A 15051-nucleotide genomic window follows, 5' to 3' on the forward strand; every position below is an offset into this window, starting at 1 on the left:
ACATCGCTAGATCACTACTTAGCTCTGTATCTTTCTCACCAAAAAGGCAATGCCACTCTTTAATTTGTCGGTATTCAACCTTGTTACTCATTCTTTATTCCGTAATTATTATTTTATGAAAGATTAGCACAGTTGGTAATCATTCAAACAACACACTCAACAAAACAAAAACACCGCAAACCAAACCAAAGAACCAGAAAAAACCTCTTGTCGTGCTCGCCATCGAGCGGAACCTGCATCCAAGAAGAATAAACCCAAAGCGGAAACTGGCAGGCCAAGCTACCAAGAAAAGTTAGTGCCTATTGCTAGGCCTATGATCATAACCAACAGCATTGCGATGATGTGCATGATGACTTACCCATTAGAAATAGTTATCAACTAAAATTGGATTTTATGCCATTTTTAGAAATTTATTTTAATACTGAATTACTAACGTAATTTAAGCATTACAGGAGCAAAAGAGGGTAAGTTATTAATAGGGTAAGGAAAAGAATGGTCGGCATAGCAGGATTTGAACCTGCGACCCCTGACACCCCATGACAGTGCGCTACCAGGCTGCGCTATATGCCGACTTGGATTGCAATAGTACGGAAATATTTTGTAAATGCAAGCATCGGCTGATGCGTTTGCTTATAAAACATTCATATTCGCCGATTTAATTACAAAAAAGAAAAAAGCGCTAATTTTCAGCGCTTTTGTTGAGTTATTTTGGTGTATCAGAGGCTATTTTTTCAGCCAGTTACTGATTTGTGTTTTCATAATATCCCGTAGGATCGGCTGCGCCTCAGCATTAGGGTGAATGTTATCGTTTTGCATTAATTCACCGTTGGTCGCCACTTGCTCTACAAAGAAGGGCATCAAGGTCACTTGCTTTTCCTTAGCCACATCAACAAAGCTTTGCTCGAATAACTCGGTATAACGGCGGCCATAATTGGGTGGAATACGAATTTGCATTAACGCCACCTCAGCACCGGCCTCTCGGCTTTTATCTATTAGTGCATGCAGGTTGGCTTTCATTTTAGTGACGGGAAAACCACGCAAGCCGTCGTTCCCGCCAAGCTCAATGAGCACATGGGTAGGGGTGTGCTCTTTAAGAATCGCATCAAGGCGGCGCAGTGCTCCCCCTGTGGTTTCACCGCTTATACTGGCATTAATCAGGGTAGTGGGCGTATTTTGTTGTTCGTACGTATCTTGTAACAATTGCACCCAGCCTTGGTGTTGTTTTAACCCATAGGCTGCGCTTAAGCTGTCACCTAGGACTAGTATCTGATTGTCAGCCCAAGCGAATAATGGTTTAGTGACAAGCAGTAAGACGATAAAAACATGTAGGATTGAAGCACTCATATGTCAGCGTTATCTCAATTAAATATTATTCAAGTCAAAGAATTAACTAAGTCCGTTAATACGCTTGACGGCGATTTAACGATCCTCAGCGACATTACCTTTAATGTCAAGCCGGGCGAGTCGGTGGCCATTGTTGGCGCCTCGGGCTCGGGTAAATCCACATTGTTGAGCTTGTTAGCAGGGCTTGATGTGGCAAGCTCGGGAAGCATTACCTTAGATGGTGATGCCTTGGAGCAACTTGACGAAGAAGGGCGCGCGGCCTTGCGTGCGCAAAAAGTCGGGTTTGTATTCCAATCCTTTATGCTGGTGCAAAGCCTCAGTGCACTTGAGAATGTGATGTTGCCAGCTGAGCTTGCTAACCAAAGTGATGCCAAAGACCAGGCGCTGGCGCTGTTGGAGAAGGTCGGTTTGAGTCACCGCGTTGAGCATTACCCTTCGCAGCTTTCGGGTGGTGAGCAGCAGCGAGTTGCTATCGCTCGTGCCTTTATTGGCACGCCGCAAATTCTGTTTGCTGATGAGCCTTCGGCAAACTTAGACAGTAAAAATGGAAAAATGATTGAAGAGCTGTTGTTTGAGCTTAACCAACAGCAAGGCACCACGCTGGTGCTAGTTACGCACGATGAAGCGCTGGCACAGCGATGCGACCGTATTTTGCACATCGAAGGCGGCAGTCTAACCGAACTGAGTGAGCCGAAGGAGCAGGTCAATGTGGGCTAAACTGGCATTTAGACTGTTTTTGAGAGAGCTGCGCCGAGGCGAGCTCACGGTGATATGTGCAGCCATTGCGTTGGCAGTGATGACGGTGTTGACCTTGTCCTCGGTAACTGACCGTATTGGTCAGGCCATTTTGCAAAAATCCAACGCTTTTATCGCCGCCGATAGAGCGCTGGCCAGTAACCATGCGTTGCCAGATGAATACCGCCAGCAAGCACAGAAAATGGGCTTGAAAACGGCGCAGCTCACGTTTTTCGATACCATGCTCTTTGCCAATGACCGCATGCAACTGGCGGCAATAAAAGCAGCGTCATCGGCCTATCCTCTTAAAGGTGAGCTACTCATTAAAAGCGATTTTGATGCCCAAGAGCAAGTGGCCGAGGGCGGCCCTAAAGAGGGCAACGTTTGGCTCAATGAAACGGTGATGTATTCATTGGATCTGCAAGTGGGCGATGAGGTTGAGTTAGGTGCTGCCACCTTTACCGTTAGCCATATTTTGAGCGAAGAACCGGATGCGCCGTTCAATATTTTCTCTGGCAGTCGCCGGGTGTTGCTTAATGAAGCTGATATCGCCAAAACTGAGGTGATCCAACCGGGGAGTCGGGTGTTCTACCGTCAACTCTATGCTGGCGACGGTGACGATGTCGAAGCATTTTATCAATGGCTAAAACCTCAACTGGCCGAAAACCAACGTTGGTATGGGGTGAAAGACAGGCAGTCGCCCATAGCTAATTCGCTAGAGCGATCGGAGCGCTTTTTACTGTTGGCAGGTTTGTTGGGCATTATTCTCGCGGCAGTGGCTATTGCGGTATCAGCAAAGCGTTATTGCGAGCGCCAATACGACCCAGTGGCAATGATGAAAACCCTAGGCGGGGCTCGTGCACAAATACGCGCCATTTATTTGCTGCACTTGTCACTGGTGTGTGGTTTTTCACTACTTATTGGCCTTGCTGTAGGGTATTCGCTGCAGCACGTGGCCGCCGACTACATGGCTAAAAGTATGGATATTAGCCTTCCGCCTGCGTCGCTGCGCCCATGGTTAAGTGCGGTATTCATCGGGGTTGTGTGCGCGGTGATGTTTTCTATTAAGCCGCTGCTCGATTTATTTGATATTCCGCCGTTACGGGTATTGCGTCGAAACCTCGGTGACAGGTTGGTGGTTAGCAAAATCCACCTCGCGCTCTCGGCGTTAACGGTTTTTGGGTTAATGTGGTTATTCAGCGGTAAAATCAAAATTACCCTAATCTTATTCGCCTCATCGGCCCTTGTTGTAGTGGTGCTGTTTGTCGCCTCAAAAGTGATTTTTGGCACAGGGCGAAAGCTCGGCCTCAGCCCCGGTAACAGTTGGTCTTTAGCGCTGGCTTCAATTCAAAAGCGGGCTAATGCCAATGCCGTGCAATTAATCAGCTTTGCGCTGGCGATTAAGCTGTTACTGTTTCTCATTGTGCTTAAAAATGACATGATCAATGACTGGCAATCGCAATTACCAGCGGATGCGCCTAACGCGTTTCTTGTTAATATTAGCGAGCAAGAAAAACAGCCCGTGGCTGACTATCTCGCGGCTAATAACATTGAGGTGTCGCGCTTTTATCCGACCATTCGTGGCCGCGTCAATGCCGTCAATGGCGAGAAAGTCGCGCGAGAAGTGTCATTAGAGGACAACGAGAAAAAAGATGAAGAAGCACGCTCTGGTGTGGGTCGTGAGCTGAACTTGACGTGGGTTCGCGATATGCCAAGCCATAACACCCTAACCAAAGGGCAGTGGTTTACAGAGCAAAGCCAAGGAGAAGTCTCTATTGAGCAGTCAATGGCTGAGCGGTTGGAGATTCAACTGGGCGATACCATTACCTTTTTAATCGGCTCGCAAAGCTTTGATGCCGAGGTTACCAGCTTTCGCGAGGTGAATTGGTCCACCCTAAAACCAAACTTCTTTATGATCCTAAGCCCAGACTTGCTCGCTGAATTTCCGGCAACCTATATTGCGGCAGCACGTATTGATGACGGTGAAAATAAAGCCTTTACTCAGCTATTGCGGCAGTATCCGACCATTACGGCTATCGATGTCGACAACTTTGTCGAACAAATTCGCTCAACCATCGAGCAGGTGTCGTTAGCCATTGGGTTTGTGCTGGCAATCGTGGTGGTCTGTGGTGCCTTGGTATTAATTTCGCAAGTCCAGGCGAGCTTGGGTGAGCGGATGCAAGAGGTCGTTATTTTACGCACCCTGGGAGCGCGCGGAAAGTTGATCCGAGGAGCCACCTTGTATGAATTCTTACTACTGGGGTTGATAGCTGGCGTAGTTGCCGCCTTAGTGAGCGATGTGGCGCTTTTCATTGTGCAGCGACAGTTATTTGAGCTACCTGGAAAGTTCCACCCTGATATATGGTTCATCGGCCCTGTAGCTGGTGCTTTGTTTGTGGCACTGTTGGGATACACTATGATAGCGCGAACACTCAACAAGAACACCAGTGGTTTGCTACGCAAACTGATGTAGACAAAAAAGCCGCTTTAACAAGCGGCTTTTTTAATTGCGGTTAAGGAGTTGAGCCAGGGCAGGTTTGAGTTCGGGGTGGCGAAAGCGAAAGCCCTCGTCTATCAGCCGCTGGGGTTGAACATTTTGCCCATAGAGCAATAAATCGGCCATTTCTCCCATCATCAGCCGTAATGCAAAAGCGGGCATGCGCACGATGGCGGGGCGGCGCAATACTTCAGCGAGCGTTTTAGAGAATTCCTCATTATTGACGGGCTTAGGCGCAGTGGCGTTGATGGCGCCGCTAATATATTCGTATTTTATTAGGTACATAATTAGCTGCACCATGTCATCAAGGTGGATCCAAGACATGTATTGTTGGCCATCTCCTATGGGCCCACCGAGGCCAAAGCGAAATGCGGGGAGCATTTTTCCTAAGGCACCGCCTTGGGCACTTAGCACAATACCGGTACGCAGTAAGCACACACGGGTTTGTGCTTTGTTTGCAGCTGCCTCCCAGTCGCGACAAAGCTGGTGGCTAAATTCATCATAGCAGTGGCTGAAGTCTTCGGTGATCTCCACATCTCCTTGGCGGCCGTAATAGCCAATGGCGCTGCCCGATATTAGCGCCTTCGGTTTGTTGTCTGCGGCATTTATCTTGGCCACGATAGCTTCGGTGGTATTGAGTCGGGAGTCGTAGATACGCTTTTTTTGTTGCTCGCTCCAACGCTTATTAACGATGGGCTCACCGGCGAGATTGATCACGATATCGACATTATTAAAATCAACCTCATCCAAGCTTTGGATGGCTTCAATACGATGACCCAACTTTATGTACGCCCGTGAGGGGGAGCGAGTGAGTACCGTAACCCTATGGTGGTTAAGTAAATGCTTGTAAAGTTCGCTACCTATGAGCCCTGTGGCTCCGGTGATCAATATATGCATGGGTGCCATCGTGTTGCTAATTCACTTTGTTTCTAGTTTAGTTCAAATACTACGAAACTGGCGAATTTAAGATCATTTCCTATGGCCAATCAATGGTTTATTTTCAATCGTATCTCACCTAAACTAGCATCACTTGTCTGCTTTAAGGAAACGAACTGTGCCCAGCTTCACTGGAGCGAGTAAAAGCCTCCTAGTTATGGCCGCCTTGGTGGTGGTTTTGGCAGGGGTGAAAACCGCAAGCGCCTTGGTGGTGCCTTTTATTCTATCGGTCTTCATTGCCATCATCTGTAACCCTTTGATTGATACTTTAGGTCGCTACCGAATTCCCAAAGGCGTGGCGGTGAGCATTGTTATACTGCTGGTGGTCGCCGTCCTTTTGAGTATTGGCGGCTTGGTAGGGCAGTCGGTGAATGATTTCTCGCAAAACCTGCCGCAGTATAAAGAGCAATTAAAGAAAGAGTTTGTTTGGGCGGTAAACACGTTAGCGCAATACAATATTTTCCTAAATAAAGAGCAACTGATCTCAATGTTTGACCCTGGGAAGATGATTGATGTAGCCACCAACATGTTAACTGGGCTAGGCGGGGTGATGGCTAACCTGTTTTTAATCATCATTACCGTGGTGTTTATGTTATTTGAAGGCCCCAGTATTAGTCGCAAAATTCACTTAGCGTTAGATGACCCAGATATGAAAATGGCGCAAATAGACCGTTTTCTTGAGTCCATTAACTCGTATTTGGCGATTAAAACCTTAGTTAGTTTAGCGACAGGCTTTTTAGCGACCATGTTATTGTGGGCGCTGGACGTCGACTACTTTATTTTGTGGGGCGTGGTTGCTTTTATGTTTAACTACATTCCCAATATCGGCTCTATTATCGCCGCTGTGCCGCCGGTATTGTTGGCTTTGATCACGCAAAACCCATTGACTGCGGCTTTTGTGGGCATGGGATACTTAGTCATCAATGCGGTGATGGGCAACGTGGTCGAGCCTAAATTCATGGGTCGGGGATTAGGCTTGTCGACCTTAGTCGTGTTTTTATCGTTAATCTTTTGGGGCTGGTTATTGGGCACAGTGGGTATGCTGCTGTCTGTGCCTTTGACTATGGTGGTGAAAATAGCCCTAGAAGAGAGCGAAGAAGGGCGCTGGCTTGCCACCTTACTTGGCGCCGACGTAGACGACGCTAAGCAAAGTGACCAAGGTTAATCCAGTGGTACGCGATAACTGTCGATGCGCTGCTCAATAAGCCGTAACTCACAATGCTTATATGCCATCGCCGCAGCCGCAGCGTCGGGCATCACACGCAGATAACGCCACCGACAGCTGTCTTCAAGATAGCTGTCAAAGCTCTGCTGCGAGCGTAAATAAATATCCAATGGCTGAGTGATCCCCGATTGCTTAGCGAAGTTTTCGAGCTGCAGCTGACGCTTATTCTGCCACGCAGTCAAATCTCGGCGCAAAAGCTCTAACTGGCGGTCAAGACATTGGATATAGTCACGACGACTATCGGGTGTTTCGCCTACCGGCGCGCATTGCGCAATTTCATTGGCATCAACAGTATTGAACAAGCAGGCGCCGAGGCCAATGGTTAACACAAAAAAGTGACGTTTCATAATGACGTTAGGTTATCTCTTGGTAATCAAACTCAAGCATAAAGCGAGCGCCGCCCAAGGGGCTGTCGTCGATGCTTAAAATACCATGATAGCCGTTTACGAGATCAGCGACAATGGCCATCCCCACACCGTGTCCGCTTTCATAGCTATCAAGGCGGGTACCACGTTGCAACAGCAACTCACGCTTCTCCTCAGGCACGCCAGGACCATCGTCTTCAATCATCAGTTTAAGACGCTTCTTACGCTGTTCAACCTTTAAACTCACCTGCGAGACACAGGCTTTACAGGCGTTATCAATGAGGTTGCCAAGCAGCTCCATTAAATCGGTTTTATCGCCCAAGAAAAAGTGTTTGTCGCTCACATCGACACTGAATTCGATGTCTTTATCACGATACACTTTACTCATGGCATTGAAGATAGAATCTGCTACCGGCTTAATATGCGTTTGTTTTTTCCATGTATCGGACGCACCCGTCGCAGCGCGCTTTAATTGGTGTTCGATCATCACATTGATGCGGTCCAACTGCTCTTGGGCATCGTCATCGCTGGCCATAGGGCTTGACTTAAGTACAGCCAAGGGGGTTTTCAGAGCGTGGGCAAGGTCACTTAAAGACGCGCGATAACGCTCTTTTTGCCGCTGTTGCGATTCCAACAGTAGGTTCAAATCGGCTTTTATATTTTGCAGCTCAACGGGGTAGTTGCCTTTGATACGCGTGCCTTCGCCCGATTCAATGGCTTTTATCTCTTTATCTAAGCGATGTAATGGACGAGAGTTCCAGATGAAACCGATGATCATCAACACGGTGATCACCACACCCATAATTAACATCCAGTTTATTGATGTCTCCTTAAACCCTTCCATCAGCCTTAATAAACCATCGTTACTTTTAACCACAATGAAGCGGGCTTCAATGGTTTGGTCGAGATTCGCGAGGATTCCAGTGAGTGACAGTTGCCAGTATTTGCGACCATTGACGGTCACGAGGCGAAAATCCGCTTTACCGGTTTCGGTGATCACTAAGTCCGGTTTGTAATCAATATTTAAGGCGGACTCACTTTGCCAGACTCGCTCGTTGCCATTATAAATCATGGCATAGGTGTCTGATGTGACGCGGTTCAGCTCGGGGGCAAGAATACTGCGTGGCATTTCTACACCACGTTCACTGTATTCAACTTCAGATATTAATGAGTATAAATGCGCTTCGAGGGTTTTTTCAGTGGCCTCCACTAATGAGGCACGATACGCGTTGCCAATCGAAGCAAATAAAATAGGCATGGCTACGATCAACAAAAAGACAAGGATAAATCCTTGTCTTATTTTCAGTGAAACTTGATTTCCTACCACTGGGTGCGCAGCCTGTATCCTCGCCCACGTAGGGTCTCAACGGGGTTCAGGGTGCCTTCTGGGTCCAGTTTCTTGCGCAGACGCAGAACAAATACTTCTATCACGTTAGAGTCGAGATCAAAGTCTTGGTCGTAAATGTGCTCGGTCAATTCCGATTTAGAAATCACTTTTTGTGGATTCACCATCAGATATTCCAACACTTTATATTCGTAAGCGGTCAGATTGAGCTCGCGCTCTTCTACCCATACCTGCTGCGAGCGCGTATGAATACGGATTGGGCCGTTTTCAATTTCAGGGTTAGCCTGACCCGCACTGCGACGAATTAATGCGTTACAACGAGCGATTAACTCTTCCACATGAAATGGCTTGGTAAGGTAATCGTCGGCACCGGCATCGAGGCCTTCGACCTTATCCTGCCAACGATCGCGCGCAGTCAAAATTAAGATAGGGATGTCGACGCCATTTTTACGGGCTTGTCTGATAAGCTCAATACCATCAATTTTTGGTAAGCCTAAATCAACCACCGCCATATCCAATGGGTATTCACAAATATGGAAAAGGCCCGCTTCTCCATCATTGCACAAATCAACGCTGTAGCGCTCTTTTTCTAAGGCACTACGCAGGTTATCTGCCAAATGTAAGTCGTCTTCAATTACTAGTATGCGCATTAATTATTTTCCTTCTCTACCTGCCCGGTGCGTTTTGAGACGCTGACGTCAACCACACGGCCCTTGGGCTTTAATATACGAACAATAAACTTTTCCCTTTGTTCAGATATCTTTAACACTTTACCGTTTTCGGCTTCTTTGGCAATTGCCACTGCCTGCTTTTTATCAATGTCTTTGGGGGGCGTTGAGCCAGCCTGGGCCACTGACGTGGCTAAAACAAAAGCAGTAAATATAGCGGCTATATATTTAAGCATGGTTCAAAGAACTCCCAATTGATCTTTCGTTGCGCAACATACACTGCACTTGCAGCGGCAATGTCGCAAGCATACAAAAAATCAATTAACCTTTACTGAATTACGCTGGAAGCACCTTTTTGAAGGGCTTGACTACTGAGTTTTCATATACACCAGCGGCGATGTAGGGGTCATCAGCGGCCCATTCCCGTGCATCTTCTAAGGATGCAAATTCAGCCACCACTAATGAGCCCGTAAAGCCAGCTCCGCCTGGGTCGTTACTGTCCGTCGCTGGAAGTGGCCCGGCAAGGTGTAAGCGCCCTTGGTGCTGTAACTCTTGCAAGCGTGCAAGGTGCGCTGGACGCGCTTTAAGACGCTGCTCGAGCGAATTTTCCACATCGGTGGAATAAATCATGTACAACATAATAATAACCAAGTACTTGGTATCGATTACATTTATGATAGCCAGCAATGATAGGCGTTGTAAATTAATATCGTTGTTTAAATGGGACCGCACCCACCAGCAGCCGTTAAAGCTTGAAAAGCTTTGTTTAACACTGGTAGAGTCGGGTTAAAACAATAACAAGGTTTTTCTATGAGCGAAAAACGTGAACATTTTAGCTCTCGCTTGGGCTTTATTCTCGCTGCTGCAGGCTCTGCGGTAGGTATTGGCAACCTCGTTGGGTTTCCTGTTTCGGCCACCAAAAACGGCGGTGGTGCCTTTCTTTTGGTTTATGCACTGTTTGTGGCGTTTATTTGTTTGCCGGTCATGATGGCGGAAATGGCCATGGGCCGAAAAGCGCAAAAAGACCCTTATGGTGCATACAAAACACTGTCGGATAATTCACCGCGCTGGCGCGGTGCAGGGGTTCTTGCGGTACTGACGCCGTTTATGATTGCAGTGTTCTATATGGTTATTACGGTGTGGATTTTCGGTTATCTGGCACAAACAGCCATGGGCAACCTTGATGCGCTTGCCGACCCCGGTAACTTTGGCCGCTTCATTAATGAATACAGTATTTTTGGTTACATGGTGGTGGTCGCCATTGTGGTTAACTTAATCCTCGTCGGTGGCGTCAAAGAGGGCATTGAAAAGGCTGCGAAGTTTTTAATGCCAGCTCTTTTTGTGCTGCTCATCGGTTTGGTTGCCTATGTGTTGACCTTGGATAATGCTATGGCGGGTGTGCGTTATTATGTGGTCCCGGATTTCTCCAAAATGAATGCCAGCGTACTCAATGGTGCCTTATCACAAGCGTTTTTCTCGCTGTCGTTAGGGATGGGGATTTTGATGACCTACGCGTCCTACATCTCGAAGAAGGATGATATTGTTGGTGGCGCAAAGATGGTCGCCATCACCGATTCACTGGTGGCTTTTACCGCTGGCTTAATGGTGTTGCCAGCCATTTTTAGCTTTAATCCGGATACTGATCCAAGCCAACTCTCAGAGTCGTCGGTGTCGATGATATTTGTTTATTTACCGAAGATTCTTTTGGCACTGCAAACCGATATTGGTTATATGGGTGCGTCTATGGTGGCGTTTGTATTTTTCTTGTTGGTGTTTTTCGCTGCCATTACGTCGTTGGTGTCGATTGTCGAGGTGCCCACAGCAACGCTTATTGAGGAAAAGGGCTACAGCCGCAAAAAAGCACTGTTAGTTTTAGCAGGCGCTATCGGCTTACTCACCATTGGCTGTACCGTATCATTTGGCATGGTCGATTGGTTGACTCAGTTTACCCACTACGGTGATGCTGATAAGAGCTTCTTTGATGTGGTTTATGACGTGTTTTATGACACCATTTTACCACTTAACGGCTTGATGGTGTGTTTGTTTGTTATGTATCGTTGGAAGAAGGCGCGTTTGAATGATGAGCTTTCGCAAGGCTGCGCTAGTTACGAAGGCAGCTTTATGCAAAAGTACGTGAATTTCTCACTATCAACTTTTATCCCAGCGATTTTGCTGCTGATTTTTATCAATACTGTGGCAACCAAGTTTTTCGCCATCAGTATCTTCGGCTTTTAAATTGCCGGTCGGGGGCTAGCCTAAATAGCCCCCGAATCTAAATAACTGCCAAGCCCCAGAGTAAACATCCACAACCCCCACAAACTATGTTCCAGTACACACACAAGTGTGGAGCGTGAGTGCGCATAGGTATAAGAAAACAATAGCCCACCGCAAAACGACAATACTATCGCAACCCAATTCCCATAAACCATGTGTGCCAAAGAAAATACGCTTGCACTTAACCAAATACGCCAAGTTTTGCTAGGAATGATGGGCTTATAGCGGTGAAAGAAATAGGTGCGAAAAATCAGCTCTTGTGGCAACACAGAGAGCAGCGGGTATAACACCAGTAGCATTAACCAGCTCAATGGTGATTGCAGCGGGTAGCTAAACCAGTTTTCCTGGTTGAGAATGCCATAGAGCACACCCGAGAATAATGCTCCGGTGAGAAAAAACGTGGCAATGCGCTTACGCACCGCTGAGAACTGCCCCATGGATGTGATGCGAAAGCGTTTAAAGTGGGGATCGGTAAGCAGAATAAAACAGCATACGGCAGTCAGGGTGATCAACGCAGGGATCAGCCAGTTATGCAAATACTCGCGCATCAGCAAGCCGGCAACCGGCAATAGGATAAAGATACAGAACAGTTCTAGCCAGCGATACTGCGCGTTATTCAATGTTTCAGCCCATTGCTACACTCAATATGTACTCAGTGTAGCAGGGCTGTACGACAGCTTTATGACTCTTCTTCAGGAAAGTAAGGGTAAAGACGCATAATCGTGGCAATAATAGCCACAAAGGTGATGCCGATAAGGCCGAACACTTTGAAGTTTACCCAAAAGTCGAGCGAGAAATTGTAGGCAACATAAATGTTGAGCACTGCAATAACGGCAAATAAAATAACCCAGAAAATGTTTAACTGCTCCCAAATCCGCTCTGGTACCGCAATCTCTTGGTTTTGCTCACCGCCTTGTTTCTCTTCTACCGACTTGAGCAACCCAGTGAGTGCCTTTTGAACTAGGTTCTTTTTGAAAAACAGCCGTGCGGCTAATAACACCACCGCTAACAGCGCATAAATGAAAGTGGCCTTCCATTGGATAAAGTGCTCATCTCGAAACAGAATGGTCATGGTTCCTAACACCAGGGCGATAGCGAAAAACACCCAATGACGCTTAGCAATATGGCCCTCTTTGAAATAGCCATAAGCAAGCTGCAGGGCACTGGTGCCGATTAATACGCCCGTCGCCCAGTAGATATCAACGAGTTTATAAACAGCGAAAAATAAAATTAGCGGAATGTATTCAATTAAAGTACTCATTCACGACGTCCATTACATTAGGTAGCAGCCGTTTTACCAGTATCTGAGAGCAAGCTCAAGCATCAGTGCGACATTGACATTTTCATTGTCGCCTTTTAGGCTGCGCGGCTTTGAGTTTTCAGTAGGTAGCACCGTGAACAAAAAGCAACTAATTGACGCCATGCATGGGCGCAGTGGATTAACTAAGCAGCAATCTGCGGCAGCGTTAACATCGCTCATTGAGGCGATAACGCGGTCTTTACACGAAGGGGATGCGGTATTTATACCTAAGTTTGGTAACTTTTCGCTTAGCTATCACCCGGCGAAACGCGGTCGTAACCCGCAAACAGGGGAGGAAATAGAAATAGCAGGGCGAAATAAAGTGGCCTTTAAATGCGCCAAGGCATTAAAAGACCACATACAGCCAGGCTAACCCTTGGTAGCCTCTTTCATGGCGATAGTAAACACTTTCAGCTCTTCACACATGGCCTCTGGGTGGTCCAGGTTGGCGGCAATAATTTTTACCACGGCGGAGCCACTGATAGCCCCCGCAGCACCACTGCTCAGGGCTTGGCTCACATCATCCGGAGTGCTGATACCAAAGCCAAGCAACGCGGGTGCGGCATGATATTCTTTCAGCTTGGCAATCATCGAATCCGCCGGCATTTGCGCTTTGGTTTCAGTGCCCGTGACGCCTGCACGGGAGAGCAAGTAGGTGTAACCGCGCCCGTAAGAGGCGCATTGTCGAAGGGTGTCATCATCGGCATTGGGGGTGGCGATAAAAATCGGCTCAATGCCGGTTTCAGTGGCCGCTTGACGGAACATTTTCGACTCATGTAGGGGCACATCAGCGACCAAGATTGAGTCTACCCCAGCGTCTTTGGCTTGTTGGTAAAACTGCTGCGGTCCACGAGCTAATACCAAGTTAGAGTACAGTAGTAAACCAATTGGAATATCTGCGTCATAGGCGCGAATTTCGCGAATGATGTCAAAGCAATCATCGGTGCTAATGTTCGCCTCTAAGGCGCGAATATTGGCGGCCTGAATCACCGGGCCATCGGCAATTGGGTCGGAGTAGGGGATGCCCAACTCTAATGCGTCGGCACCGCCATCAATCAGGCTTTTAATAACGGCAATACTTTGTGCTTTACCCGGATCGCCCAAGGTCACAAATGGCACAAACGCGCCTTCATTGTGCTCGGCGAGGTTGGCGAAGGTGGTGGCATAACGACTCATGATATATCTCCTTTAGCAGCAAGCACTTGATGCACATGGGCCAAGTCTTTGTCACCTCGGCCGCTGAGGTTTACAACAATAATACACTCTTCACTTTGTTGCTCCGCATACTGGAGGGCATAGGCCAGTGCGTGGCTCGACTCAAGTGCCGGTATAATGCCTTCATGGCGTGCCAGCGCCTTAAATGCATCGAGCGCTTCATCATCGGTGATACCCACATATTGGGCGCGGCCGCTTTCATGCAGATGCGCGTGCTGAGGCCCCACTGCGGGGTAGTCTAAGCCTGCCGATACTGAGTAAGACTCTTCAATTTGGCCTTGCTCAGTTTGCATGATGTAGGTGTAAGCGCCATGCAAAATCCCTTTGCTACCACGACATAAGGTCGCGCCATGTTCACCGCTATCAAGGCCCTTACCTGCGGGTTCAACGCCGATCAGCTTAACGCTCGGCTCATCAATGAAATCGGTAAACATGCCAATGGCGTTAGAGCCGCCGCCGACACAAGCAATGACCGCATCGGGTAAACGCCCTTCGGTTTCAAGAACCTGTTGTTTGGCTTCTTCACCAATCATTTTTTGGAACTCGCGCACCACCGTTGGGAAAGGGTGGGGTCCGGCAGCGGTGCCGAGCAGATAGTGCGCCGTTTTATAATTCGCTGACCAGTCACGCAGCGCTTCGTTCACGGCGTCTTTCAAGGTGCCAGAGCCGGCGGTAACGGGTATCACTTCAGCGCCCATCAAGCGCATACGAAATACATTAGGCTGCTGGCGCTCGACGTCTTTAGCGCCCATATAAATGCGGCACTTTAAACCCAACAGCGCACAGGCTAAAGCCGTAGCCACACCGTGCTGACCAGCGCCGGTCTCAGCGATGACTTCCTCTTTGCCCATGCGTTTGGTGAGCAACGCCTGGCCCAACACTTGGTTGGTTTTATGGGCGCCACCGTGAAGTAAATCCTCACGCTTAAGGTACAGTTTGACCTTGGGGTTTTTCACCAAGTTACGGGTTAATGTTAAAGGTGTCGGACGGCCGGCATATTCATTGAGCAAAGAGTGAAACTCTTTTTCAAAAAGCGGGTCGTGTTGTGATTTATTAAACTCGGCTTCTAGCTGTTTAAGCGCCGGCACCAAAAGCTCCGGCACAAACATGCCGCCAAAATCGCCAAAATAGGCTGAATTACTCATAA

The 15051-nt window shown here is 47.9% G+C and carries 16 protein-coding genes and 1 tRNA gene; 5 read left to right on the top strand and 12 right to left on the bottom strand.

Annotation, left to right across the window (positions count from 1 at the left end; genetic code table 11):
- Positions 1-493 precede the first annotated feature (493 nt).
- Positions 494-570, bottom strand: a tRNA-Pro gene (locus MHM89_RS01210).
- Positions 571-723: 153 nt separating this feature from the next.
- Positions 724-1344: an arylesterase gene (locus MHM89_RS01215; RefSeq protein WP_239407878.1), complete on the bottom strand. Its 621-nt coding sequence runs from the start codon at positions 1342-1344 to the stop codon at positions 724-726.
- Between MHM89_RS01215 and MHM89_RS01220 the strand changes: the two genes are divergently transcribed.
- Both MHM89_RS01220 and MHM89_RS01225 read left to right on the top strand, forming a co-directional pair.
- Positions 1345-2061, top strand: coding sequence for an ABC transporter ATP-binding protein (locus tag MHM89_RS01220; protein WP_022943809.1), 717 nt, complete (start codon positions 1345-1347; stop codon positions 2059-2061). It abuts the gene before it with no gap.
- Positions 2051-4552 carry an FtsX-like permease family protein gene (locus tag MHM89_RS01225; RefSeq protein WP_022943808.1) on the top strand — a complete coding sequence of 834 codons (2502 nt, stop codon included), beginning with the start codon at positions 2051-2053 and terminating at the stop codon, positions 4550-4552. The genes MHM89_RS01220 and MHM89_RS01225 overlap by 11 nt, the downstream gene beginning before the upstream one ends.
- A 30-nt stretch (positions 4553-4582) precedes the next feature.
- Here the strand turns inward: MHM89_RS01225 and MHM89_RS01230 are convergent, their stop codons facing one another.
- Complete coding sequence (locus MHM89_RS01230) at positions 4583-5473, bottom strand: TIGR01777 family oxidoreductase (protein ID WP_239407879.1); 891 nt, start codon at positions 5471-5473, stop codon at positions 4583-4585.
- A gap of 157 nt (positions 5474-5630) precedes the next feature.
- Here MHM89_RS01230 and MHM89_RS01235 point away from each other — a divergent pair, with 157 nt between their 5' ends.
- The gene (locus MHM89_RS01235) at positions 5631-6677 is read left to right on the top strand and encodes an AI-2E family transporter (protein ID WP_045978403.1); all 1047 of its coding nucleotides are present in this window, start codon (positions 5631-5633) and stop codon (positions 6675-6677) included.
- On the opposite strand, the gene MHM89_RS01240 is transcribed toward MHM89_RS01235, so the two are convergent.
- From MHM89_RS01240 to MHM89_RS01260, 5 genes are all read right to left on the bottom strand, one after another.
- Positions 6674-7084: a lysozyme inhibitor LprI family protein gene (locus tag MHM89_RS01240; RefSeq protein WP_022943805.1), complete on the bottom strand. Its 411-nt coding sequence runs from the start codon at positions 7082-7084 to the stop codon at positions 6674-6676. The two genes, MHM89_RS01235 and MHM89_RS01240, sit on opposite strands and share 4 nt — an antisense overlap.
- Before the next feature lie 7 nt (positions 7085-7091).
- Positions 7092-8429 (bottom strand): ATP-binding protein, encoded by a 1338-nt coding sequence (locus MHM89_RS01245; protein ID WP_026110951.1) that lies wholly within the window; start codon positions 8427-8429, stop codon positions 7092-7094.
- Entirely contained in the window at positions 8423-9097 is a 675-nt protein-coding gene (locus tag MHM89_RS01250; protein WP_022943803.1) for a response regulator transcription factor, read from the bottom strand. Before MHM89_RS01250 ends, MHM89_RS01245 begins: the two co-directional genes overlap by 7 nt.
- The gene (locus MHM89_RS01255; RefSeq protein ID WP_022943802.1) at positions 9097-9351 is read right to left on the bottom strand and encodes a PepSY domain-containing protein; all 255 of its coding nucleotides are present in this window, start codon (positions 9349-9351) and stop codon (positions 9097-9099) included. Before MHM89_RS01255 ends, MHM89_RS01250 begins: the two co-directional genes overlap by 1 nt.
- Before the next feature lie 100 nt (positions 9352-9451).
- Entirely contained in the window at positions 9452-9754 is a 303-nt protein-coding gene (locus MHM89_RS01260) for a YciI family protein (protein ID WP_026110949.1), read from the bottom strand.
- Between the two features lie 171 nt (positions 9755-9925).
- On the opposite strand from MHM89_RS01260, the gene MHM89_RS01265 reads away from it, so the two are divergent.
- Positions 9926-11350, top strand: a complete 1425-nt coding sequence (locus tag MHM89_RS01265; RefSeq protein WP_151172598.1) for a sodium-dependent transporter — start codon at positions 9926-9928, stop codon at positions 11348-11350.
- A gap of 20 nt (positions 11351-11370) precedes the next feature.
- On the opposite strand, the gene MHM89_RS01270 is transcribed toward MHM89_RS01265, so the two are convergent.
- Both MHM89_RS01270 and MHM89_RS01275 read right to left on the bottom strand, forming a co-directional pair.
- Positions 11371-12009, bottom strand: a complete 639-nt coding sequence (locus MHM89_RS01270) for a CPBP family intramembrane glutamic endopeptidase (protein WP_022943799.1) — start codon at positions 12007-12009, stop codon at positions 11371-11373.
- 59 nt (positions 12010-12068) lie between these two features.
- On the bottom strand, positions 12069-12650 hold the full coding sequence (locus tag MHM89_RS01275; RefSeq protein ID WP_138507866.1) for an inner membrane-spanning protein YciB: 582 nt from the start codon (positions 12648-12650) through the stop codon (positions 12069-12071).
- A 133-nt stretch (positions 12651-12783) separates the two neighbouring features.
- Between MHM89_RS01275 and MHM89_RS01280 the strand changes: the two genes are divergently transcribed.
- Positions 12784-13062, top strand: coding sequence for an HU family DNA-binding protein (locus MHM89_RS01280; protein ID WP_239407880.1), 279 nt, complete (start codon positions 12784-12786; stop codon positions 13060-13062).
- Here the strand turns inward: MHM89_RS01280 and trpA are convergent.
- Both trpA and trpB read right to left on the bottom strand, forming a co-directional pair.
- A complete protein-coding gene (gene trpA, locus MHM89_RS01285; protein ID WP_239407881.1) occupies positions 13059-13865 on the bottom strand; it encodes a tryptophan synthase subunit alpha in 807 nt (268 codons plus the stop codon). The genes MHM89_RS01280 and trpA overlap by 4 nt on opposite strands.
- Positions 13862-15049: a tryptophan synthase subunit beta gene (gene trpB / locus MHM89_RS01290; RefSeq protein WP_045978473.1), complete on the bottom strand. Its 1188-nt coding sequence runs from the start codon at positions 15047-15049 to the stop codon at positions 13862-13864. The genes trpA and trpB overlap by 4 nt, the downstream gene beginning before the upstream one ends.
- Positions 15050-15051: the final 2 nt, after the last annotated feature.

The sequence above is a fragment of the Pseudoalteromonas sp. CNC9-20 genome, from assembly GCF_022347875.1.
In the GTDB taxonomy this organism is placed as follows: Bacteria; Pseudomonadota; Gammaproteobacteria; order Enterobacterales; family Alteromonadaceae; genus Pseudoalteromonas; species Pseudoalteromonas ruthenica.